The 19,629-nt window shown below is 70.6% G+C and carries 18 protein-coding genes and 1 other RNA gene; 13 read left to right on the top strand and 6 right to left on the bottom strand.

The features are described from left to right. The first annotated feature begins 98 nt into the window (after nucleotides 1-98). Nucleotides 99-1,565 (top strand): RNB domain-containing ribonuclease, encoded by a 1,467-nt coding sequence (locus tag AB0G74_RS30810; protein ID WP_361152923.1) that lies wholly within the window; start codon nucleotides 99-101, stop codon nucleotides 1,563-1,565. Between the two features lie 13 nt (nucleotides 1,566-1,578). Here AB0G74_RS30810 and AB0G74_RS30805 read toward each other — a convergent pair whose 3' ends face one another. Further along, nucleotides 1,579-2,415: a hypothetical protein gene (locus tag AB0G74_RS30805; RefSeq protein ID WP_361152921.1), complete on the bottom strand. Its 837-nt coding sequence runs from the start codon at nucleotides 2,413-2,415 to the stop codon at nucleotides 1,579-1,581. Next, a complete protein-coding gene (locus AB0G74_RS30800; RefSeq protein WP_361152919.1) occupies nucleotides 2,412-3,221 on the bottom strand; it encodes a MerR family transcriptional regulator in 810 nt (269 codons plus the stop codon). Before AB0G74_RS30800 ends, AB0G74_RS30805 begins: the two co-directional genes overlap by 4 nt. A gap of 88 nt (nucleotides 3,222-3,309) precedes the next feature. Between AB0G74_RS30800 and rnpB the strand changes: the two genes are divergently transcribed. Then, an RNA gene (rnpB, locus tag AB0G74_RS30795) (RNase P RNA component class A) lies at nucleotides 3,310-3,718 on the top strand. A gap of 255 nt (nucleotides 3,719-3,973) precedes the next feature. On the opposite strand, the gene AB0G74_RS30790 is transcribed toward rnpB, so the two are convergent. Further along, on the bottom strand, nucleotides 3,974-5,365 hold the full coding sequence (locus AB0G74_RS30790; RefSeq protein WP_361152916.1) for a sporulation protein: 1,392 nt from the start codon (nucleotides 5,363-5,365) through the stop codon (nucleotides 3,974-3,976). 238 nt (nucleotides 5,366-5,603) lie between these two features. On the opposite strand from AB0G74_RS30790, the gene AB0G74_RS30785 reads away from it, so the two are divergent. The 4 genes from AB0G74_RS30785 to AB0G74_RS30770 are packed head-to-tail and all read left to right on the top strand — an operon-like array spanning nucleotide 5,604 to nucleotide 9,190. Beyond that, nucleotides 5,604-6,626, top strand: a complete 1,023-nt coding sequence (locus tag AB0G74_RS30785) for a dTDP-glucose 4,6-dehydratase (protein WP_361152914.1) — start codon at nucleotides 5,604-5,606, stop codon at nucleotides 6,624-6,626. Next, complete coding sequence (locus AB0G74_RS30780; protein ID WP_361152912.1) at nucleotides 6,616-7,629, top strand: ATP-grasp domain-containing protein; 1,014 nt, start codon at nucleotides 6,616-6,618, stop codon at nucleotides 7,627-7,629. The genes AB0G74_RS30785 and AB0G74_RS30780 overlap by 11 nt, the downstream gene beginning before the upstream one ends. Next, nucleotides 7,626-8,759 (top strand): DegT/DnrJ/EryC1/StrS family aminotransferase, encoded by a 1,134-nt coding sequence (locus tag AB0G74_RS30775; protein ID WP_361152909.1) that lies wholly within the window; start codon nucleotides 7,626-7,628, stop codon nucleotides 8,757-8,759. The genes AB0G74_RS30780 and AB0G74_RS30775 overlap by 4 nt, the downstream gene beginning before the upstream one ends. Next, nucleotides 8,756-9,190: a low molecular weight phosphotyrosine protein phosphatase gene (locus AB0G74_RS30770; RefSeq protein ID WP_361152907.1), complete on the top strand. Its 435-nt coding sequence runs from the start codon at nucleotides 8,756-8,758 to the stop codon at nucleotides 9,188-9,190. The genes AB0G74_RS30775 and AB0G74_RS30770 overlap by 4 nt, the downstream gene beginning before the upstream one ends. 10 nt (nucleotides 9,191-9,200) lie before the next feature. On the opposite strand, the gene AB0G74_RS30765 is transcribed toward AB0G74_RS30770, so the two are convergent. Further along, nucleotides 9,201-10,376, bottom strand: coding sequence for a UDP-N-acetylglucosamine--N-acetylmuramyl-(pentapeptide) pyrophosphoryl-undecaprenol N-acetylglucosamine transferase (locus tag AB0G74_RS30765; protein WP_361152903.1), 1,176 nt, complete (start codon nucleotides 10,374-10,376; stop codon nucleotides 9,201-9,203). Between the two features lie 248 nt (nucleotides 10,377-10,624). Between AB0G74_RS30765 and AB0G74_RS30760 the strand changes: the two genes are divergently transcribed. Both AB0G74_RS30760 and AB0G74_RS30755 read left to right on the top strand, forming a co-directional pair. Continuing rightward, a complete protein-coding gene (locus AB0G74_RS30760) occupies nucleotides 10,625-10,828 on the top strand; it encodes a DUF397 domain-containing protein (protein WP_361152901.1) in 204 nt (67 codons plus the stop codon). A 124-nt stretch (nucleotides 10,829-10,952) separates the two neighbouring features. After that, nucleotides 10,953-11,828 carry a hypothetical protein gene (locus AB0G74_RS30755; RefSeq protein WP_361152898.1) on the top strand — a complete coding sequence of 292 codons (876 nt, stop codon included), beginning with the start codon at nucleotides 10,953-10,955 and terminating at the stop codon, nucleotides 11,826-11,828. Nucleotides 11,829-11,875: 47 nt separating this feature from the next. Here the strand turns inward: AB0G74_RS30755 and AB0G74_RS30750 are convergent, their stop codons facing one another. Then, on the bottom strand, nucleotides 11,876-12,499 hold the full coding sequence (locus AB0G74_RS30750; RefSeq protein ID WP_361152895.1) for a DUF6879 family protein: 624 nt from the start codon (nucleotides 12,497-12,499) through the stop codon (nucleotides 11,876-11,878). Then, nucleotides 12,492-12,761 (bottom strand): hypothetical protein, encoded by a 270-nt coding sequence (locus AB0G74_RS30745; protein ID WP_361152893.1) that lies wholly within the window; start codon nucleotides 12,759-12,761, stop codon nucleotides 12,492-12,494. The genes AB0G74_RS30750 and AB0G74_RS30745 overlap by 8 nt, the downstream gene beginning before the upstream one ends. Nucleotides 12,762-12,981: 220 nt before the next feature. On the opposite strand from AB0G74_RS30745, the gene AB0G74_RS30740 reads away from it, so the two are divergent. From AB0G74_RS30740 to AB0G74_RS30720, 5 genes are all read left to right on the top strand, one after another. Continuing rightward, nucleotides 12,982-13,392 carry a hypothetical protein gene (locus AB0G74_RS30740; RefSeq protein WP_361152891.1) on the top strand — a complete coding sequence of 137 codons (411 nt, stop codon included), beginning with the start codon at nucleotides 12,982-12,984 and terminating at the stop codon, nucleotides 13,390-13,392. After that, nucleotides 13,389-15,524 carry a tetratricopeptide repeat protein gene (locus AB0G74_RS30735; RefSeq protein ID WP_361152888.1) on the top strand — a complete coding sequence of 712 codons (2,136 nt, stop codon included), beginning with the start codon at nucleotides 13,389-13,391 and terminating at the stop codon, nucleotides 15,522-15,524. Before AB0G74_RS30740 ends, AB0G74_RS30735 begins: the two co-directional genes overlap by 4 nt. Before the next feature lie 332 nt (nucleotides 15,525-15,856). Next, a complete protein-coding gene (locus AB0G74_RS30730) occupies nucleotides 15,857-18,115 on the top strand; it encodes a hypothetical protein (RefSeq protein ID WP_361152885.1) in 2,259 nt (752 codons plus the stop codon). Nucleotides 18,116-18,121: 6 nt separating this feature from the next. After that, on the top strand, nucleotides 18,122-19,144 hold the full coding sequence (locus tag AB0G74_RS30725; protein WP_361152883.1) for a hypothetical protein: 1,023 nt from the start codon (nucleotides 18,122-18,124) through the stop codon (nucleotides 19,142-19,144). Between the two features lie 58 nt (nucleotides 19,145-19,202). Then, the gene (locus AB0G74_RS30720) at nucleotides 19,203-19,610 is read left to right on the top strand and encodes a hypothetical protein (protein WP_361152880.1); all 408 of its coding nucleotides are present in this window, start codon (nucleotides 19,203-19,205) and stop codon (nucleotides 19,608-19,610) included. Nucleotides 19,611-19,629: the final 19 nt, after the last annotated feature.

Genomic DNA, 19,629 nt, shown 5'->3' with positions numbered 1-19,629 from the left:
CCCCCCCCGCCCCCCGCCCCCCCCCGCCCGCCGATGCCCCGCGCGCCGGTGGCCCGCCTCGCCGCGCGCCGGCAGCCGTGCCGACCTACGCTCGACGCATGCCCCGCCGCCTGATCCGCGCCGGTGGCGCCGCCGAAGCCGCCGCGCTGCCCGAGGCCCTGCGCGAGCTGAGGACGCAGCTCGGCGTACCGGACGACTTCCCCGCCGCGGTGCTGGCCGAGGCGGATTCGGCCGCCGCCGCCGCGCCCCGCTCCCCGGGCCCCGACCCCGTCGACGCCACCCATCTCCCCTTCTTCACCGTCGATCCGCCCGGCGCCGCCGACCTCGACCAGGCGATCCATCTCGCCCGCCGGGACGGCGGCGGCTACCGCGTCCACTACGCCATCGCCGATGTCGCCGCCTTCGTCACCCCCGGCGGAACGATCGACTCCGAGGCCCACCGCCGGGTCCAGACGCTCTACTTCCCCGACGAGTCGGTGCCCCTGCACCCGCCCGTACTCTCCGCCGGGGCCGCCAGTCTGCTGCCCGACGGCCCCCGCCCCGCCCTGCTGTGGCGGATCGACCTCGACGCCGAAGGCCGTACCGTCTCCGCCGACATCCGCCGGGCCACCGTCCGCAGCCGGGAACGCCTCGACTACGCCACCGCCCAGCGCCGGATCGACGACGGCACGGCCGATGAACCCCTCGCCCTGCTCCGGACCGTCGGCCGGCTCCGGGAGGAGCGGGAACGTGAACGCGGCGGGGTCTCCCTCGGCGTACCCGAGCAGGAGATCGTCCGCCGCGACGGCGGATACGCGCTCGGCTACCGGGCCCCGCTCCCCGTCGACGGCTGGAACGCCCAACTGTCCCTGCTCACCGGCATGGCCGCTGCCGACATCATGATCGAATCCGGTACGGGAATCCTGCGTACGCTCCCCACCGCCCCCTCCGGCGCCGTCGCCCGGCTCCGGCTCACCGCGCGGGCGCTCGGCGTCGACTGGCCGCACCACGTCCCGTACGCAGAGGTGATCCGCTCCCTCGACCCCCGCGAACCGCACCACGCCGCTTTCCTCATGGAATGCACCAGCTTGCTGCGCGGCGCCGGTTACGCGGTCTTCACCGGCGGCCGACTGCCCGATCCGACCGTCCACGCGGCCGTCGCCCACGCCTACACCCACTGCACGGCGCCCCTGCGCAGGCTCGTGGACCGCTACACCGGTGAACTCTGTCTCGCCGCCCGCGGGGGACAGGGCGTCCCCGAGTGGATTCTGGAAGCCCTCGCCGACCTTCCGGCGACGATGGCGCAGGGCGCGCGCCGGGCCGCGACGGTCGAGCGGGAGTGCGTCGACATCGTGGAGGCGGTCCTGCTGCGCGACCGGGTCGGGGAGACCTTCGACGGTGTGGTGATCGACGTCCGGGAGGACGACCCGGCCGCCGGTACGGTCCAACTGCGCGACCCGGCCGTGGTCGCCCGCGTCACCGGCGACGGTGCCCTGCCCCTCGGCGAACCCCTGCGGGTCCGGCTGACCCGGGCGGATCCGGCGGCCCGCCCCGGCACCGCCCGGGTCCTCTTCGCCCCCGCCTGAAGCCCCGGTCCCCTCAGAGCGTCCGTACTCCGCCGCCGAGCGCCGCGACCAGCGCCCGCGGATCGTCCGCGTGGAACCGGATCGTCCGCGCGGTACCCGTCCGCCCCAGGGGACGTACGTACGTCACCGGGGACACCAGGTCCACCGCGACATTCGTCTGGCCGCCCACGGCCAGATCGACCGAACCGTCCTCGTGCGCGGTGATCAGGTTCCCGGGCGGGAACCTGCGGTCGATCCGGACCCGGACGATGTCCCCGGCCGGTATCCGCAGATCGAACAGGGCGCCGTAGCGCAGCCGCAGCGACCCGTCAGCGCCCGCCACATGAGGACGTACCACACACGCCGCCTGCATCCCCACCATGAACACGGTGCCGTACACCCCCAGCACCAGCAGCACCAGATGGACCACCGGCCACGGGATCAGAAACGCCAGAGCCACCGTCTCGACCACCGAGAGACCGATCAGGGACCACATCATCGCGGACTGCGCGGCGGTGTACCCGGCGGCGTGATCGCCGGGACCGACCCCGTGCGCGCGCCGCCGCGCCCAGAGCCAGATACTGCGCAGACACCGCACCTCGTGGGCCATCAGCCGGACGGCGACCCGGGGCAGCAGCCCGTACGCGGCCTCGCGCAGCGCCGCGCCCCGCGACAGCCCCCGGCGGCGGGCCGCGAGAAAGCCGCGCAGCAGCAGTACGGTCTCCACGACGACGGCGGCCACGACCAGGACCCGGGCGAAGAGGACCACCGCACGCGGCAGGGGCACCCCGGCGGCGGACGCGATCAGCAGGGGCAGTTCGACGGGGACGAGCGCCCACATCACCTGGCGGACGGACGTACGGCAGTTCATGTCCCCTCCTCATGGTCACCGGCCGCGCCACCCGGCCCGGCCTCCGGCCCGGCGGCCAGTTCGGCCCGGCGCGTGTCGAGGGCCGTCAGCATCCGGCGTACGACGGCGGCCTGGGCGGGCGTGAAGTCGGCCAGGAACGCCTGCCCGAAGGCCCCGCCGTCGACCATCGGCGCGTCCCCGATCAGGGCGATCAGCGTGTCCGGCAGCCGGGCGGCGAGCGCGTCGCCGAGCGGGGCGACCCGGGGGTCGTCCGGATCCGCGTCCGCCAGCTCGTCCAGCGCCTCGTACAACTCCAGGCCCTCCCCGGCCATCGGCCGCAGCGCCTCGTACATCGGCCCCCGGTCCTCCGGCGCCAGCACGGTGTCCAGCAGCGCCAGATGGTCCCGGTCCTTGGCCGCCATCGGGGACCCGGTGGGCGGCAGCGCCGCCAGCAGCCCGGCCAGCTCCGGCGACACCGGCCCCTCGGCGGGCAGGGTGCCCTCCCGGGCCCGGGTGATCAGCTCGCCCAGCCGCTCCCGCCGCCGGTCCAGCTCGGCCCGCTGCCGGGCCAGGTCCAGGTCCAGCTCCTCCAGCACCTCCACCAGCTCCCGCCCGGCGTCGTCCGCCAGCACGTCCCGCACCTCGGCGAGTCCGAGCCCCAGCTCGGTCAGGCGCCGGATCCGGGCGAGTACGACCGCGTGGCGCAGCCCGTAGTCCCGGTAGCCGTTGGGCAGCCGGTCGGGTTCCGGGAAGAGCCCGAGATGGTGGTAGTGGCGTACGGTCCGCGGGGTGATGCCCACGAGTGCGGCGACTTCTCCGATCCTCATGGCTCCAGTGGAAACCCTGACGCCGCGACAAGGTCAAGCGTCGGCGTGCCGGGCCACCGGGGCCGGGTAGCATGGACGGCACGGCAGACGAGCCGGGCGGACGGCCGCGTGGGGATCCCCGGATCCCCCCGAGGAACGTCCGGGCTCCACAGGGCAAGGTGGTGGCTAACGGCCACCCGGGGTGACCCGCGGGACAGTGCCACAGAAAACAGACCGCCGGGGACCGTATCCGTACGGCCCCCGGTAAGGGTGAAACGGTGGTGTAAGAGACCACCAGCGCCTGAGGTGACTCAGGCGGCTAGGTAAACCCCACCCGGAGCAAGGTCAAGAGGGAGCGCTTCGGTGTTCCTGCGCGGACGTTCGAGGGCTGCTCGCCCGAGTTCGCGGGTAGACCGCACGAGGCCGGTGGCAACACCGGTCCTAGATGGATGGCCGTCACCCCACCGGTCGCGAGGCCGGCGGGGACACAGAACCCGGCGTACGGCCCGGCTCGTCTGCCCCTTTCAGTGCCTCTGGCCAGCGAAATCGCAGGTCGGAGGCATCTTTTGCAGATCGAATAGCCTCACCGAACCTTGGTCCATATCCGTTCAAACGGGACTGTTTCTGCTGCGTGCGGCGCTGTGAAGGTAGCCAGGAAGGCAGCCACGCTCGTGGGCCGGATGCGGGCGTCGGCCGGCCCGGGAGGGGCGCGGGTGGCAGCGTCATGGACACCCACCCTGCGGCGTGATCCACCCAGTGGTCGTCCGCCGGAATCAGGCCGCGGCGGGCAGCTCGGTCCGCGTGCGCTGGATCAGGTCGGCTACCTCGGGCTGCCCCTTCCAGGGGGTGAGGGCGCGAATCACGTCGTGGAGGTAGCTGTGGGCGCGGGTGGAGTGGACGTTAGTGAGGATGCGCAGCGAGGTGTTCGCGGCGGTGAGGCCGTGTTCGAGTTCGCGGTTCTGGAGGTGGCTGGCGGCCAGGACGGCCATGCGGATGCCGGTGGCTCGGGTGAAACGGTCCGCCGGCATGGGTTCGGCCAGCTCGTTCCAGATGAGGGCGCCCCTGGGGTCGGCCAGGTCGCGGTGTACTTCGGTGGCGTCGGCGGCGAGCCGGGCGTGGGTCATATAGGCGAGCTGTTCCGGATCGTGGCTGCCCGGCCGGATGGAGTCGAGGAGTTCCTCGGTCCGGCCGAGCGCGGTTTTGGCCGCTTCGGCGTTTCCGGTGCGCCCGTGGGCGCGGGCCTCGGCCAGCTTCGCGAAGGCCAGCACCCGGGGTGCGGCGTGTCCGAGACCGCGTTCGTAGGCGCCTTCGGCCATGTCGGCGGCCTGTTCGGGGTATCCGCGCAGGAAGGTATGCAGCGCCATGGTGGCCAGCACATAGCAGCCGCTCTCCACGTTGCCCGCGGCCCGTGCCAGGCGCAGGGCCTGGACGAAGTGGCGCTGGGCGATGTCGTGGTGGCCGGTGTCGACCGCTGACCAGCCCACGACCCGGGACAGCTCAGCGGTCGCGGCGAACAGCTCCCGCCCGATGGGTTCGGTGTAGGTGCCGGTCAGCAGCGGTGCGGCGCTCAGGCGCAGACATTCGGTGACAGAGCTGGCCTTCCAGTTCCCGCCGCCGAAACGGGAGTCCCACAGGCGGGCTTCATCGGCGGCCTTCCACAGCTCGTCGAGGTCGCTGCGGCCGACCTGGCGGACGCCTTCATGTGCGGTCGGGGCGTCGGTCGGCTTGGCCAGCCAGCGGGTTACGGGGGTGGTGAAGGCGGCGATGGCGAAGCCGTTGCTGATGAGCTGACGGCGGGAGCGTTCCACGGTTCTCCAGTAGGTCGCGGCGACGCGGATCGCATCGATGGGGTCGCGGGCGAAATCCAACCCGATGTCAGGGTTTCCGCCAGACCTGCTGTACATGCCGATCTCAGTCACGCTCACCGCTCTGCCGAGACGTTCGCCCAGTGCGGCGGCCAGGAACTCAGGTGTGCGGCCGCGCGGGATCATTCCGAGATTCACCCATCTGGCGACACTGGTGTGCTCGTACCTGAGCGGGACGCCGGCCGCTGCTCCGATCTGGTTGATCTGCGCTGCCAGAGACTTGTGGCTCGCGCCGGCCTGTTTGACGAGCCGGGCCAGGTCCTCGTTGGGATGGCCCCGGCGGTCCTTCGTGGGTGCCACGGAGCCCCCTCATGTCAACCGGTGTCCCGCGCGTGGATGCTGCTGGTGCGGATCCGAGCGTAGGCCGGGAGGCTGACAAGGGGGAACCGGATGTGCGTTGTTCGCCCCCCTGGTTCGCCTCCCGCGCACACCGGCTCCGGCGGTTCTCTGAATGCAGGCGGCGGCTCGCCGAGAGGCCCGACCTCGGAGTTCCGGGGGCCGCCGTCCCTTCCCGATCCATGACCAAGGCGGGTGTCAGATGTACGAAATCCTCGTCACAGGCGGTGCCGGCTTCATCGGTTCGCACTTCGTCCGGCGGATCCTGCGCCGGGACGACGTGTCCCGGGTGACCGTGATGGACGCGCTCACCTACGCGGGCCACACCAATAACCTTGGGGAAGCGCTGTTCGATCCGAGGCTGGTGTTCGTCCACGGCAATATCCTCGACGCCCCGCTCGTCGACGAACTCATGGGCCGGCACACGGCCGTCGTCCACTTCGCTGCCGAGTCTCACGTCGACCGCTCCCTGACCACGGCCGACAACTTCCTCATGACGAACGTCCTGGGCACGCAGACCCTGGCCGCCTCCGCAGGCCGTCACGGGATCACCAAGTTCGTCCACGTCTCCACGGACGAGGTGTACGGGTCGCTGGCCGAAGGCTCGGCGAGCGAGGAAACTCCTTTACGGCCCGGTGTCCCGTACGCGGCGTCGAAGGCTGCCGGCGACCTTGTGGCCCTGAGCCACTTCCAGACCTACGGCCTGCCCCTCTGCGTGACGCGCAGCTCGAACAACTACGGCCCCCGCCAGTTTCCCGAGAAGGTGATTCCCCTCTTCACCACCCGCCTCCTACGGGGCGAGAAGGTGACCCTGCACGGCCAGGGGCAGCACGTGCGGAATTGGCTGCACGTCGAAGACAACTGTGCTGGTGTCGAACTCGTGCTGTGCGACGGGAAGCCGGGCGAGATCTACAATCTGGGCGGCGGCACCGACCTCACCGTCCGGGACCTGACCGTCAAGCTTCTGGCTCTGTGCGGCAAGGACGGGGACTCGGTCACCTGCATTCCTGACCGGCAGGCCAACGACCTGCGGTACTCGATGCACTGGGACAAGATTGCCGCGATCGGCTTCAGGCCGGCCCGTGATTTCGACGAGGGCCTGGCCGAGACCGTCGACTGGTACCGGCACAACCCCGACCGCTGGGCGCCGCTGACGCGCACCCCGTACGCGGCCCGCGCCACGGACGCGATCGCACCCGCCGGAGAGGAAGCCCGTGGCCACTGACCAGTACACCCCGCGTAGGATCCTGGTGACCGGTGTCGGCGCCAACCCGGGCTTCGGACTGACCCGCAGCCTCATCCGCCTGGGTCACACGGTCATCGCGGTTGATGCGAACCGCCTCGCCCCCGGGTTCCTGCTGCCCTCCGTGGTGCCCCGGGTCATTCCCCTCGCCGACGACCCCGACTATCCGGGCGTCATGGCCCACCTGTGCCGGGATCAGGCCGTGGAGGGTGTGGTGGCCGGCATCGAGCCGGACCTGGAACCGCTGACGCAGATGGTGCCCCGACTCCAAGGCGACGGCGTACGCCTGTGGCTCCCGGACGCCTCGTCGGTGCGCGCCTGCACCGACAAGGCCCTCTTTCACGAGGTGCTGACCGAGCACGGCATCGCAACCCCGCGAACCTGGCAGCCGCAGGACATCGACCAGGTCCCGGACAGCGCCGAGCTGGTCGTCAAGCCCCGCCGCGGCCACGGCGCACAGAACGTGCACTTCGTCCGCCGCCGAGAGCACGCACGCGTACTGTGTGAGCTGGTCCCGGAGCCCATCGTGCAGGAGCGGATCCACGGCTCCGAGTTCACGGCGGACTGCCTGGTGGACCGGACCGGCCGTGCCTCGGTCATCCTGCGCCGCCGCGATCTTGTCAAGGCCGGCCTCGCAACGGTGTCCACCACGTTCGACGACCCCGACGTGCGCGACCTCGTTGTGCAGACGCTGGATGCCGTCGATGCCCGCGGCCTCTGCTGCGTCCAGGGTTTTGTCTCCGCCGACGGCACGATCACCATCACCGAGCTGAACCCGCGGATCGCCGGCGGCTTCCCCCTGACCGAGGCGGCCGGCGCGGATCTCGTCGCCCAGATGGTCAATGGCCTGTTCGGCCTGCCGGTCGACCACAGCCGCCTCACCTGCCGGACCGGCGTGTTCCTGACCAACTACATCGCGACCCTGGCCGTCGGCGACGTCGCCGAGCTCGAGCGCACGGTCGCGGCGAAGGGAGAGGCACCGTGACCGCATCGGCGAGGCCCGATGCCCGGCGTAACGCCAGCCCGTACCTGTACGGGCGGGAGATCGCGGCAGTTTCCCGAGTCCTGGAGGGTGGGCAGTACGGACACACCGACATCACCGAGGAGTTCGAGCGGCGGATCGCCGACTTCCTCGGCGTCCCCGACGTCGTGGCCCTCGCCTCCGGCACCGCGGCCCTGCACACCGCGCTGCTCGCCGCCGGGGTCGGTCCCGGCCGCGAGGTGATTGTGCCCTCCATGACGTTCTGCGCGACCGTGCACGCCATCCTGGCCGTCGGCGCCAGCCCGCACTTCGTCGACATCGACCCCGCCACTCTGTGCGTCAGCGACCAACTCGTCATGGACGCCGTCACCGACGGGACCGCCGCCGTCATTCCGGTGCTGTTCGGCGGTCGGCCCGTCGACCTCTCCGCCGTCCAGGAGCAACTCGACGAACGAGGCGTCGTCGTGATCGAGGATGCGGCGCACGCGTTCGGCTCCCGCCACGGCATACGCCGTGTCGGGGCGAGTGGGGCACTGACTTGTTTCTCGTTCGGGCCGGTCAAGAACCTCACCTGCGGCCAGGGCGGCATGGTGATCCCCCGCGCGTCCACGGAAGCCGACACGATCCGCCGCATCCGGCTACTGGGGGTGGTCCAGTCCCAGGGCCAGCGCGCGAACACCACCACCTACCAGGTGGAGGGCTTTGGCCTGCGCTACCAACTCTCATCCATCAACGCCGCCATCGGTCTGGTCCAGTTAGACGGCTTCCAAGCCGCCGAGGACACCCGCCGCCATCTGTGGCGGACCTACCGCGACGCACTCACCCCGCTGGGCGGCGTGACGCTCATCGACGTCGATGTGGACCACGCTGTGCCGCACCTGTGCCAGGTCCGCGTCCCTCACCGCGACCAGGTGTTCACGAACCTCCGGGCCCGAGACGTCGGGGTCGGTGTCCACTACCCGCCCAACCACACCCAGCCCGCGTTCGCTGCCTGGAAGCGCCGCCTGCCGGCCACCGAACAGGCCGGCGCGGAGATTCTCAGCCTCCCGTTCCACCAGCACCTCACCGAGACGGACATCGACCTCGTGGTGACCGCGCTCGAACAGGCCCTCAAGTCCGTCGGAGGATCATGATGCGCAAGGTCCTGACCGTATGCCTGGGGAACCATTGCCGAAGCCCGCTCGCCCAGGTCGCGCTCACCCGCAGGGGCGGGCCGGCGGTGACGGTCCGCTCAGCCGGGCTGATCGGCAAATGGCGGGATCAGCCCGCCGACCCGTCCATGATCAACGCGGCCCGGCGCCTCGGGCTCGACCTCACCCACCACCGCGGACAGCAGATCACCCTGCAGGACCTGGACTGGGCGGATGGCATCCTGGCGATGGATGCCGCCGTCCTCGACACGCTCCGCGCGATCGACGGCGGGCACCACACCCACAAGCTCCGCCTTTACCTCCCCGGCCGTGACGTCCCCGACCCGATGAGTCAGGACCAGAACACGTTCAACCACTGTGCCGTGGTGATCGAGGCGGGCACGGCCCTGCACATCGGACGACGCCACCCCTGAAAGCGGCTGATCAGCCGGATGCGGCGGACAGCACTACGTCCACGAGCCTGTCCGCCGCATCCGGCCGCCCATGAGCCCTTGCCCGCTCAGCCATCCCCGCCCGCATGGCGGGGTCGGTCAGGAGCGGACCCACCGCGTTTCGCAGAGCCTGGCCGGTGACCTCGCCGAGCAGGGCGAGCGCGGCTCCGGCGTCGGCCAGGTGCCTGGCGTTGTGGGCCTGCTCCTTTCCGGCTGATGTGGCGAGCGGGACGAACACCGCGGGCTTGCCGAGCGCGGTCAGCTCCGCCAGTGTCCCGGCACCGCTGCGGGACACCACGATGCCGGCCAGTGCCAGCACGTCCGGCAGCTCCGGTCCGACGAACCCGGTCAGGTGGTAGCGGCCGGCGAGGACCGGGGGGAGCCCGGCGGCGGCCGACCGGAGTCCGTCCACGTTCGCCGGACCGCACTGGTGGATGACGTTCGCGTGGCTCAGCAGCCAGGGCAGTACGCCATGGACAACGTCGTTGATCTGCTGGGCGCCCTGAGCGCCACCGGTGATGTAGACGGTCGGCAGGTGCCGGTCGAACCCGTACAGGCTCAGGGCCTCGATCGCCTTGTCCGGGTGGCCGCCCAGCACTTCCGGCCGCACCGGGTTCCCGGTGACGACCGCACGCTCACGCACCTCGGCGGGCAGCAGCGGCAGCGAGGACTCCGAGGACACCGCGATACGCGTCGCCGAACTTGCGAGCTTGCGGTTGGCCAGCCCGAGCCGGACGGTCTGCTCGTGCAGGACCAGCGGAACGCGGCACAGCCGAGCGGCCAGCCCGGCCGGGACCGCGACGTACCCGCCCGTCGCCAGGACCACGTCCGGCTGGAAACCGGACACGATCGACCGGGCCTGGGCCACGCCGAGCGGCACCCGCGCCATGTCCTTCACATTCGCGGCGGACAGCATCCTGAGCGGATTCGACGAACGGCGGATCTTCCCCGTAGCGACCGTCTTGAACGCGATCCCCTCCGCCGGAGCGACACGGGCTTCGAGACCGTCCGCCGTCCCGATCCACAGCACATCCAGCGCGCTGCCCGCATCCGCGAGGCGGCCTTGCAGAGTACGGATCGCCGTCAGGGCCGGGTAGGTGTGACCGCCAGTGCCCCCGCCCGTCACGAGCAGCCGGAACGAACGCGGGAGCACGGAGGAAGTAGTCACCCCACGCACCCTACTGGCTGTCCAGCCCCTCCCACTGTGGACGCCGGAGGGCAGACCGCCCGCTTGTGGTGAATCGCGCGTCTCCAGTTCTGCCTACGTGCCGAAGTCAACGTCCAGGTGGGGAGGCGAAGGCATCGGCCCGGACCTGATCCATGACCAATCCGGAGACAGAACCCGGCGTATGGCCCGACAGGAGGTCTTCTCCCGACGCCCGGCGTCCCATCTGTGCTTGGTGATCGAGGAGAGAGATGAGCAGGGAAAAGGCGGGGCACGACACCGATGCCCTGGCATGGTTCAAGAGCAGTTACAGCGCTGGTGACGGGGGCCAGTGCCTTGAGGTCGCCACCCGTCCCGGTGGGGTTCACGTCCGCGACTCCAAGGACATATCCCGCCGCCCCCTGACCGTGCGCCCCACGGCATGGACCGCGTTCGTCGGGTTCGCGACGCTCTGACCCAAGAGGCCGCACGGACACCAGGGCCTTCCGACGGGCGAGTGCTTGCCGAAGGCCCTGCCAGGTCCCAACGGAGGTGAGCAGGAAGGGCACTTGGAGCACGGAACTACTGTAGGTTCCTGCCATGAAACAGGGTAAAGGGGTCGAGAACCCCGAGTCGCGCTTCTCCGCGGTCCTGCTGGGGGCGGCCAAGCTGCCGGGTGTGCGGATCAACAGGGAGGCGTACCTCCGGAGCGCCCTGGCTCGCCGCTGCACCGAGGAGCAGATCCGCCAGGCGGTAGATGAGTCCCCCGCCGCGGCGGGCATCCCCGTCGAGATTCTCGACAAGGTGGCCCAGGACTCCATTCGCTACGAAACGGCGAAGGTCAGCGCTCTCTCCGCGGCCGCCGGGATACCCGGTGCCCTCGCCCTTGCCGCTACTGTGCCCGCCGATATGGTCCAGTACTTCGGGCACATGGTCCGTATCGCACAGAAGCTTGCATACCTCTACAGCTGGCCTGATCTGTTCTCCGGCGAGGGAGACGAAGTCGACGACGCGACCATGGGCGTGCTCACGCTGTTCTTCGGCGTGATGTTCGGTACCCAGTCGGCGAACGCCGCCGTGGGGAAGGTCGCGGGGATGATGGCGGAACAGGTCGCCAAGAAGCTGCCCCAGAAGGCGCTCACCCACGGGGTCGTCTACCCCGTGGTGAAGAAGGTCGCGGGCTACCTCGGTGTCAGGATGACGACGCGGTCCTTCGCGGCAACCGTCTCGAAGGCCATCCCCCTCGTCGGGGCCGCCGTCTCAGGCGGGCTCACTTTTGCGACCTTCCTGCCGATGGCCAAGAGGCTCCAGAAGCACCTCGCCGGCCTGCCGCTGGCGGAACCGTCGCACCGATCCGCCGGCAGCGAAGTCGTGGACGGCGAGATTGTCGAAGAGCGTGGGCCCTTCGCCCAAGCCACCGCGGAACAGCGCGGCTCGGACGCCACTCCCGCCAAGGCGGAGGAGCCCCGGACCTGACGCCCTCAGTGCTGTACCCGCCCGCCCCGCCGATCACCGCGAACGCGTCAACCCCTGGGGGCGCCGGTCACCCGGGGCGGGGACAGGGGGGCGATCTCCCGGGCGAAGAATTCATGGAATCCCTCGCCGCGCTCGTACAGCGCGTCGAACCCCGTATTGGTTTCCCGGATCAGTGAGCCGTCGGTGTAGCGATTGGCTCCGTCCGCGTTTCCGTCCCCGTCGTACACGACCTCGTACATCACCGTATCGCCGAGAATGACGACTTCCGGCACCGGTCGAATCCCCTCGATGTGCGCGATGTCACGGGCGTCGAGCACCTTGATGTCGTCGCCTGCCTCCACCCGTACGCGCAGGACGTGGAATTCCCATTGCACATACGGTGTCACCGGGAATTCCACGACGCGAAGACGACGGTGTGCGACACCCGATTGCGAAGCCCGCCGGATTTCCCGCGCGTAGTCGTCGCGCCGCTCGTCAGCCAGGGTCAGGGCTGCCTCCCAGTCGCCGGCGGCGAACGCCTCCCAGCTCGGGAAGCCCCGCTCCTGGAAGTGCTGGCCGCGTTCCAGCTTGTTCAGGAAGCCGATCCCGTTGTTGTAGGCCCGGCCCAAGTCGGCGTGGTACGTGGGGCGGTCCAGGCGCTCCGAGACACCGCCCGGGAAGGAGTCAAACACTGGGGATGTCCGGCTTCGCCGCGATCAGCATGTTCCTGGGGATGACCACGAGGCGTTCGTCCGATCCGATCGAGACCCCGTCCGGCAGGTTCTCGCCGAGAGACCCGGTGAGGTCCCGCCCGATGACGGCGATATCGCCGTTGGCGAGCTCCCAGATGTCAGGACAGTCGGGAGTTCCGGTGGTATTGCCGAGTTCCTGGGGTGACTTTCCCAGTCGCCGCTTGAAAGACGTGGCCGGATCAGCTTCCCATGGCCGGGACATTTCCATCGCCTCCTGGATCGGTCACAACCCGTCACTCTAGCCCGCACCGGGACGCCATGGCCAGGGTCGGGCCCCGCGTGCAAGGTATTGACGAGGACTGATTCCTCCTTGTCCGCCGGTGCCCGGGGAGGGAATCATAGGGGCCGCAATGAAGTCCTCTGTCCGGTGAGTGACACCTTCAGGTCCACTTTCCGACAACCGGGTGAACGAAGGGGCGGCTGTGAACGCGGAAGTGGCCTTACTCGCACAGAGCGCGGGGACCACTCTGGTCGCGCTGATGGCGACCGATGCCTGGCAGCACATGCGGGACGGAATCACCCGGCTCTGGCGCCGGACGCAACCCGAACGCGCCGACACGGTCGCCGCCGAGTTGGAGGCCGGTCGCGACGACGTACTGGCCGCCGTCGCGTCGGACGATCACGATGCCCTGGAGGAACTGCGCCTCCAGTGGCAGGAATCGGTACGCCGACTGCTCGCCGCGAGGCCCGACGCCGTCGAGGAACTGCGCGCACTGCTGGACCGGCTCGACCCCGAAGGCTCGGCCGCCCGGCGCGTCACCCAGCACGCCACCGCGTCCGGCCGGGGCAGGGTCTACCAAGCGGGACGCGACCAGCACATCACCGAGCGATGACGGGTGGCACGGACGGCCATGCCGAGGGCCACGGGCGCGTCTACCAGTCTCGGGGCGACCAGCACATCACCGAGCACCACCACTACGGCGGTGACGGTACGGGGTACGTCGGACCGGACTCGGTCCGACGCCCGGCGGTCGGCCGGTGCCCCGTCGCGCTGCGCGACCGCGGCGAGGTGATGGAACGCCTGCGGGAGAGCGTCGGGCCGGAGCGCGGCGGCCAGGTCTACGTGTTGTACGGAATGGGTGGCTCGGGCAAGACGGCGGTCGCCTGCGCCCTGTTCGAAGAGGTCGCCGGGGAACAGGGCCGCGTGGGCCTGTGGGTCAACGCCGCCGACCGGGCGAGCCTGCGGGCCGGGATGCTCGCCGTCGCCGCCGACCGGGGAGCGGGCGACGGCGAACTGCTTGCCGCGCGCAACGGCCTCAGGCCCGCCGCCGATCTCGTCTGGAGCTACCTCGACCGTTCCACCGAACCCTGGTTGCTGGTCCTCGACAACACCGACGAACCGGAGATCCTGCGGGACGGCGACTGGCTTCGTACCAGCCCTCGCGGCACCGTCCTGGTGACCACCCGGCGGGCGGCGGCCCGGTGGTGGCCCGGGGCCGAGCTGCAGCACATCGGCGTACTGCCCCGCGCGGACGCCGCACTCGTACTGCGCGACCTCGCACCGCACAGCGGGACGGCGGAGCAGGCGGCACGGGTCGCGGACCGGCTCGGACGGCTGCCCCTCGCGCTCACCCTGGCGGGCGGCTTCCTCTCCCACCAGGTCATCGACCCCTGGACGCTGGACACGTACCGGGACCGGCTCGACGGCGACGAACGGGTCCGGCTGATCGACCGGGGAGCCGACGCGATGTCCGAAGCGAACCCCCGTCAGCTCGTCGGCCTGACCTGGCAGCTCACCCTGGACGCGTTCGAGGCGCGCGGGCTGCCCGAAGCGGCGGCCCTGCTCAGGCTGCTGGCCCGGTTCGCCGCGGAGCCGCTGCCGCTGACACTGCTCGACCACAGCGCCATCGGGGCCCTGCTGCCCCGGGACCGGACCGAGACGGCCCTCAGAGCCCTGCTCGACCAGTCGCTGTCCGAACTGGTCGACACCGCCGGCACACGCTGCGCGCAGAGTCACGGCATCCTTCTCGACAGCGTTTCGGCGGCCACCCCCGCCCACCTGCTGCCCGAGTTGGACGCGACCGCCGTCCGGCTGCTCGACGCGGTCGTGCCCGCCGTACCCGACGCGGGGCCGTACGATCCGCGACTGCGCCTGCTGGTACCGCACACCCTGACCCTGCTGAGGCAGGTCGCCGAGCCGTCCGCCGCCGACGCCCTGGCCGTCGCGACCCGGCTCGCCGTCGCCCTGCACCGCACCGGTGACTACCTCTCCGCCCGGGAGACCGCCCGTACCGCGGCCGAACTCGGACAGCGGCACCTCGGCGCGGACCACCGCGCGGTTCTCGCCGCACGCTCCAGAGCCGGGCGGGCACTGTTCCGGCTGGGCGCGTACGCCGAGGCCGAAGCGGAACTCCGTACGGTCCTGGACGCGCAGCGGCGCCTGTTCGGCGCCGACGACGCCGATACCTCGGACAGCGGCTACGGGCTCCAGCTCGTACTGGCCAACCTCGGGAGACGGGAGGAATCCGTCGCACTGCTCCGCGACACCGTCGCCGGGCGGCGCTCGGCGCTCGGCCCCTCGCATCCGCTGACCCTGCGGGCCCGCGCCGGCCTGCTGGAGACACTGTCCGCCACGGACGTGGTCACCGAGGAAGACGGCGCCCTGCTGGCGCTGCCGGGGGAATGCGAGCGGGCTCTCGGCCCCGACCACACGGTGACCCTCGGTGTCCGGCACAACCACGCCTGGGCCCTGTACCTCCTGGGCCGCTTCGACGCGGCCGACCGCGAGATCCGGCAGGTCACCGATGCGTACGCGCGGCGTTGGGGGCCCGACTACCCCCTCGTACTCGCCGCCCGCCAGCTCCTCTCCCGTACCCGGGCCGCGCTCGGGCACCCCGAGGAGGCGATCACGCTGATGACCGATGTCGTCGAACGGCGGGAACGCGGCCTGGGGCCCGAGCACCCCTTCACCGTCGCGAGCCGGAGGGTGCTGGACGCCCACCGGTCAGGGCGACGGCAGCCGTAGGGGCCGCGAGAGAACAGGGGCAGCCGGGCACGGGCGGTACGTGCGGGTTTACGGCAGGTGGCGGACGGGAGCACGGATACAGGGCGCAAGGAGACCGGCCGCACGGACCCGAGAAGGGGGCTCGTTCGGTGCTGAGTGAACCGGTGCCGTTCCAGTACGACGGCTGACCCGGGGAGCGAGACGCAGAGTCCTGGTAGTTCCTGTGACCCGATGTTCGCGATTGGTGAAGATCCGTACACCGTGGAAGCGTCCTAAAACGCCCTTGATACTGTCTGGGTTGCCAAAAACGGCTACTCGCGGGGGGCGACAGGATGCCGAGCTACCACGAAGTGATGACCACCGATCTGTCGAAACTGACGGCGGCGGCCACCAAGTGGGACGAGACCGCGAACGATCTCCGGGACAAGACGGAGCCGCCGTACCGGGACGACGTGCACGGCGTCTCCCTCGGCGGACCGGCCTGGAACGGGCTGAGCGCGACCGCGGCCAACGCCCGGTTCGACATCACGCTCAAGGAGATCCAGGCGGCTCAGAAGCAGGCCAGAGCCGTGGCGTCGTTGCTGCGTGACGCCCATGCCCAGTTCACGACCCTGAAGAAGGGGGTCGAGCAGGCCCGCGACGACGCGATCAAGGCCGGGATGAAGGTCTCCGACCAGGGTGTCTGCCACTACGACTTCTCGAAGGTGGAAGCGGGGGATGCCGCGGCCATCCGCCGCGACCCCGACCTGCCCGGGGTCGAGCGGTCCTGGACCGCCCGGATCCGCGACGCCGTCAAGGCCGTCGACGACGCCGACGAGGGTGTCCGGATCGCCCTGACCGAGGTGGTCAAGGACAGCGATCCGCTCGGCGGGATGCCGGGTGGCTTCAATTCCGGGGCCAAGGGCGATGTGGAGTCGTACGAGGCGGATCTCGCGGAGGACATCGCGGGACGGCTCGCCGACGGCAAGAAGGTGTCGGACGAAGAGTTGGCGCAGCTGGAGCGGGCGCTGCGCGACAACCAGAACGACAAGACGTTCAGCCAGGAGCTGCTGCGCGATCTCGGCCCGGAGGCGACGATCAAGCTCTCCAACGAGCTGAACGAACGCTCCCGGGACGCCGAGGGCGAGAAGAAGCTCCAGCTCGCGGAGGTGACGAAGACCTTCGCCAACTCCATGGCGACGGCGACCGCCGTGCCCGGCAGCGTCAAGGACCTGCCGCCCGGCTCGCCCGCGTTCAATGCCTGGATGAACAGCAAGGACGGCACCTTCTACCGGGAGTGGACCACGGCGATACAGAAGGAGGGGACGAAGAACTTCGGCCCCAACACCAATCCTCTGTACGGCTATCAGTCCTATGTGAGCCTGATGCAGCACGCCGACAAGGACTTCGACGACCAGTTCCTGTACGACCTCGGCGTCCAGACCATCAAGGCGGAGAAGGAGCAGCCCGGCATCTTCACGATGTGGGGTCCCGGGCACAAGGGCATGGAGACCGACGCCGTCGACGGGGTCCTCGGTCTGATGAGCCGCAACCCGGACGCCGCCACCGCGTTCTTCGACCCGGAGGGCAACGGCTCGGGCAAGGACCATGTCGGCAACGACCATCTGAAGTATCTGCTGGGCAGCGGTGACGACGCCCGCGAGTGGCCGAAGAACACCATCACGGGTATATCCGTGACAACCTTCGACGACCCGACCAGCCGGATGGGGCTCGGCCTCGCCCTGGAGGCCGCGGCCACCGGCAACGAACCCCTGCGCGAGGGGCAGCGGGGCGAAGCCTCCGCCCCGCACACCGCGGCGCAGGCCCGGGTCATGCAGGGCGCGATCAACGTCCTGGACGACGGCGCCGGGGGCGAGGAGATCCACGCCAATCTCCAGAAGCCGCTGGGGCACGCCATCGCCGACTACGCGGCCGACAACCACAACATCCTCGCCGAGAACGGCACCAAGTACGGCAGCCCGCAGGGCAAGGACACGATCTGGACCAGCGGCGACGACGCGGGGATCACCGTCGGCAAGGACAGCCTCACCCGGGTCATGCGCGGCGTCTCCGCCGACGACCAGACCTATGCCCTGCTCCAGGACACCCAGCGCCAGTACGCCCTCGACCAGCTGTCCCGGGCGCCGGAATCCGGCGGCAGCAGCAATGACGCCTGGAAGAACCCGGCCCGCGACCTCGGTGCCGTCACCGGTGCGATGAACTCCATCGGCTCCGATGTCATCCTCGACGAACGCGACGGCAAGATCAGCGCCGCCAATGACATGGCCAAGTACGCCTACCACGGTGTGGGTGCCCCGATCACCGGCCTGCCGGTGCTCGGCGACACGGCACAGCGGCTGGTCGACGCGGCCACCTACGAATGGTCGAAGGACGTGGCGGACGCGGCCAGCTCCCAGGCCCAGGAGAAGAACTCGGACCACTACGCGTCCGGTATCAACGGGACCTACGACATGATCGACCGCTGGGCCGTGGAGCGGGGCGTCGACATCGAGGACGAGAGCAACGCGAAGAACGACCCGAACTGGGTCGCCTGGCAGGCCATGCGGGACGAGGCGAAGCAGTCGTACGGGACGTCGCGCGGCGACTCGGCCGTCTATCTGGGCTGGGAGTAGGGCACGGTGGGGAACGAGACAGCGACCCGTGACGAGTCCGCCGAGGGCTCGGCCGACGACACGGCGATACGGCGGCGGTCCCGGCGAGGCGCCTGGATCACCGCCGTGCTCGCCGCGATCGTGCTCATCGGCGGCACCTTCACCTACTTCAACACCAATCTCCTCGACTCCGGTCGCCTCTGCTACGGCTGGGTGACCGTGGACGAGGCGGACCGGGCCCTGGGCGGCGGAATCGGCAAGGTGACGGCGTCCGAGGGCTCGGCCGGGACCTGCACGATCGAGAAGGCGAGCTGGCTGCCGGGGGAGGATCGGCGGATCAGCCTGAGGGCCGACACCGAGAATGAGGGATTCCCCTTCACCAGAGGCGTCTGGAAACTCTCCGGAGACATGCGGGTGCTGTCGGGCGGCACCCACGGCGCGTACGACAAGTGGGGAGGCTGGGCGATGCTCCCCGCGGCCTGCCAGAAGGTGACGGGCGACGACCGGGAGGGGCCCGTGGCGCTGTCCGCCTCCGTGGACGGCCGGGGCGGCCCGGGTGACACCGACGGCATGGGCCGGCTCCTCGCCTCGGCCGGACGCGAGCTCATGAAGGCTTCCGACTGCGCCGCGCCGGGCTACGGGGACACCGCCGACCGTACCTCCGCCCCTTCGGGCGAGCGGGCCGCCGACCTGGCCCGGGTATGCGGAATCGAGGGCTTCCGGCTCGACGGTCTGCGCGGACCCAAGGGCGAACGGGTGACCGAGCGGATCATCGGGGAGCCGGGTAAGGCGGTCTACTGCGACCTCTCCTTCGAAGGCGACGAGGAAGGGCCGTTCGCCCGGTTCGCCGCCGTCGGCGATCCGGCGCTGGCCGCGACCCTCGGGGACCGCCGGTTCACCCGCGCCCGCTGCGACGGCGCGGAGACGGTCTTCGCCCACGACCTCAGGTACTTCGAGAAGAGCGAGCTGGCCGCCATGCAAATGCCGGACAGCGCGCGGTTCAGCAAGGCGTTCGGCGACGCGGCGCGGGCCGCACTGCGCTGCGCGTAGCGGCGATGTGCGGAACAGCACGCACGGCACGGCCGACGAGACAAGGGGGCAGCACAACATGACGAACGATCCCGGAATACGACTCAACCAGGTGGCGGATCCCGGTGGGAGCGGCGGTCCGGGCCTGCTGGGTCCGAATCTCGCCTCCACCCCGGCGGAGAAGAAGAAGGCCGCCAACTCCATCGAGAACACCGTGGAGCCCGGCGCCCGCAAAGCGGGCACGCTGGCCGACGAGGCCACCGGGGCGGCGGTGAAGGAGTTCGGGCCCAAGGACGGGGACGGCTGGGCGACCTCGGGCGCGCTCAAGGGCGCGCAGACCACCTGGGACGGGCAGATCCAGACCCTGCTGCGCCGACTGGGCGGCGAGAAGCAGGCGCTCCGCGCCACCAGCACGCTCCTCGGCGGGACGGATGTCCATGTGGGGCTGAGTGCCCAGCGGGTTCCGTCGCCGCTGGACGGCTACTAGAGACGACCCGGCCGCCCCC

The organism is Streptomyces sp. NPDC020875 (assembly GCF_040641415.1).
GTDB lineage: Bacteria > Actinomycetota > Actinomycetes > Streptomycetales > Streptomycetaceae > Streptomyces.
Note: the sequence above shows the minus strand (reverse complement) of the source record. Positions and strands in the feature narration are given on the sequence as shown.

Excerpts from the sequence above, each read along its gene's own strand:
- AB0G74_RS30810 (WP_361152923.1), top strand. The coding sequence starts at position 99 with ATGCCCCGCCGCCTGATCCGCGCCGGTGGCGCCGCCGAAGCCGCCGCG.
- AB0G74_RS30805 (WP_361152921.1), bottom strand. The coding sequence starts at position 2,415 with ATGAACTGCCGTACGTCCGTCCGCCAGGTGATGTGGGCGCTCGTCCCC.
- AB0G74_RS30800 (WP_361152919.1), bottom strand. The coding sequence starts at position 3,221 with ATGAGGATCGGAGAAGTCGCCGCACTCGTGGGCATCACCCCGCGGACC.
- AB0G74_RS30785 (WP_361152914.1), top strand. The coding sequence starts at position 5,604 with ATGTACGAAATCCTCGTCACAGGCGGTGCCGGCTTCATCGGTTCGCAC.
- AB0G74_RS30770 (WP_361152907.1), top strand. The coding sequence starts at position 8,756 with ATGATGCGCAAGGTCCTGACCGTATGCCTGGGGAACCATTGCCGAAGC.
- AB0G74_RS30760 (WP_361152901.1), top strand. The coding sequence starts at position 10,625 with ATGAGCAGGGAAAAGGCGGGGCACGACACCGATGCCCTGGCATGGTTC.
- AB0G74_RS30755 (WP_361152898.1), top strand. The coding sequence starts at position 10,953 with ATGAAACAGGGTAAAGGGGTCGAGAACCCCGAGTCGCGCTTCTCCGCG.
- AB0G74_RS30745 (WP_361152893.1), bottom strand. The coding sequence starts at position 12,761 with ATGTCCCGGCCATGGGAAGCTGATCCGGCCACGTCTTTCAAGCGGCGA.
- AB0G74_RS30735 (WP_361152888.1), top strand. The coding sequence starts at position 13,389 with ATGACGGGTGGCACGGACGGCCATGCCGAGGGCCACGGGCGCGTCTAC.
- AB0G74_RS30730 (WP_361152885.1), top strand. The coding sequence starts at position 15,857 with ATGACCACCGATCTGTCGAAACTGACGGCGGCGGCCACCAAGTGGGAC.
- AB0G74_RS30720 (WP_361152880.1), top strand. The coding sequence starts at position 19,203 with ATGACGAACGATCCCGGAATACGACTCAACCAGGTGGCGGATCCCGGT.